This window comes from Stenotrophomonas sp. 05L44_2, assembly GCF_056665995.1.
In genome coordinates, this window is sequence record NZ_JBFTNR010000639.1 from 1 (window position 1) to 2,419 (window position 2,419).

2 protein-coding genes are annotated in these 2,419 nt (G+C 67.3%); both read right to left on the reverse strand.

The window, feature by feature from the left end; genetic code table 11:
* A partial coding sequence (locus tag AC1VAN_RS18590; RefSeq protein ID WP_480986416.1) for a MerR family DNA-binding transcriptional regulator occupies positions 1–100 on the reverse strand: 100 nt, incomplete at its 3' end.
* 12 nt (positions 101–112) lie between these two features.
* Positions 113–2,419, reverse strand: a 2,307-nt coding sequence (locus AC1VAN_RS18595) for a heavy metal translocating P-type ATPase (protein WP_480986415.1), incomplete at its 5' end; no start/stop codon positions are given.

Below are 2,419 nucleotides of genomic sequence, written 5' to 3' on the forward strand. Positions count from 1 at the left end.
CGCCGGTACGGTCAGCTGGCGGAATCAGGCCGATCTGCTCGTAGTAGCGGATCATCTTGGCCGACACGCTGGATGCCTTCGATGCTTCACCGATGTTCATGCCATCACTCCTTTACTGGGCCGCATGGGACGCCTCGACCATCGGCGCCTGGAAGCGCCGCAGGCGCAGCGCATTGCCGAGCACGAACACACTGGACAGGGCCATGGCACCGGCGGCGAACACCGGCGACAGCARCACGCCCCATACCGGGTACAGCGCACCCGCCGCGACCGGAATCAACGCGGTGTTGTAGGCGAAGGCCCAGAACAGGTTCTGGCGGATGTTGCCGATGGTCGCCTTCGACAGCGCGATGGCATTGGGCACGCCCTGCAGGTTGCCGGACATCAGCACCACGTCGGCCGATTCCACCGCGACGTCGGTGCCGGTGCCGATGGCCAGGCCCACATCAGCCTCGGCCAGCGCCGGCGCATCGTTGATGCCATCACCGACGAACGCAATCTGCCCGTAGGCCGCCTTCAACCGGCGCACCGCCTCCACCTTGCCTTCGGGCAACACCTCGGCCACCACTTCATCGATGCCGAGCTGGCGGGCGATGGCCTGCGCGGTGGCGGCGTTGTCACCGGTAATCATGGCCACCTTCAGACCCAGCTGGTGCAGGGCGGCAATGGCGGCCGGCGTACTCGGCTTGATCGGATCGGAGACGGCGATGATCGCCGCCAGGCGGCCATCGATGGCGGCATACAGCGGCGACTTTCCTTCGTTGCCGAGGCGGTCGGCCAGCGCAGCGAACATGCCGATGTCCACGCCCAGCGAACGCATGAAGCGATCAGCACCCACTTCCACCCGCGCACCGTCGACGCTGGCACGCACGCCCATGCCGGTCACCGACTCGAAATCAATCATCGGCGGCAACGCGATGCCCTCCTCCGTCGCCGCCTCGACAATGGCGCGGGCGATCGGGTGCTCCGAGCGCGACTCCACCGCCGCCACCCGCGCCAGTACCTGCGCACGATCGAAACCGTCGGCGATTTCCAGATCGGTCAGCAGCGGGCGACCTTCGGTCAAGGTGCCGGTCTTGTCCACCGCCACCACCTTGGCGTCCTTCAACAGCTGCAGCGCCTCGCCCTTGCGGAACAGCACGCCCATCTCGGCGCCACGGCCGGTGCCGACCATGATCGAGGTCGGCGTGGCCAGCCCCATCGCGCATGGGCAGGCGATGATCAGCACGGCCACCGCGTTGACCAGCGCGAAGGTCAGCGCCGGCGACGGCCCGAAGATCAGCCACACCAGGAAGGTGGCCAACGCCGCCAGCATCACCGCCGGCACGAACCACAGCGTCACCTTGTCGACCACGGCCTGGATGGGCAGCTTGGAACCCTGTGCCTGTTCAACCAGACGGATGATCTGCGCCAGCATGGTCTGCCCACCCACCGCGGTCGCACGCAGGGTCAGCGCACCCTTCTGGTTGACGGTGCCGCCAACCACGCTGCTGCCGGCCGACTTCTCCACCGGGATCGGCTCGCCGGTGATCATCGATTCGTCGACGTAGCTGCGACCATCGGTCACCTCACCATCCACCGGCACGCGCTCGCCCGGACGCACTTCCAGCAGATCGCCCAGCAGCACCTCGTTGATCGGGATATCGACGATGCGCCCTTCGCGGCTGACGTGCGCCACCTTGGCCTGCAGGTTGACCAGGCGCTTGATCGCCTCAGAGGTACGGCCTTTCGCGCGCACCTCCAGGAACCGGCCGAGCAGGATCAGCGCGACGATCACCGCCGCCGCTTCGTAGTAGACATTCACCGTGCCCGCCGGCAGCAGGCGCGGGATGAAGGTGGCCACCACCGAATAACCGAACGCCGCCGCGGTACCCACCGCCACCAGCGAGTTCATGTCAGGCGCCAGGCGCAGCAGCGCCGGGAAGCCCTTCTGGTAGAAACGCCGGCCGGGAATGGCCAGGACCAGCGTGGTCAACACGAACTGCAGGTACCAGCTGGCCTGCATGCCGATCGTGGACATCACCCAATGGTGCATGCCGGGGATCAGGTGCGAGCCCATTTCCAGCACGAACACCGGGGCCGCCAGCACGCTGGCCAGGATCAGGTCGCGCTTCAGCGCCACCCGCTCGGCATCCTTCTTTTCCGCCGCTTCCTCGTCGACCTGGGTACCGCCATCGATCGCGCGCGCCGCATATCCAACCTTGTCGATCGCCGCCACCAGTGCATCGATGCCGGCAACGCCGCGCACGGTCGCACGCTCGGTGGCCAGGTTGACGCTGGCGTGGCTGACGCCCGGTACGGCCAGCAGCGCGCGCTCCACGCGGCCGACGCAGGACGCGCAGGTCATCCCTTCCACGGCCAGTTCGGTGGTCGCGGCGGGTACTTCGTAGCCCACCTTCTCTACTGCCTGGATCAGCGC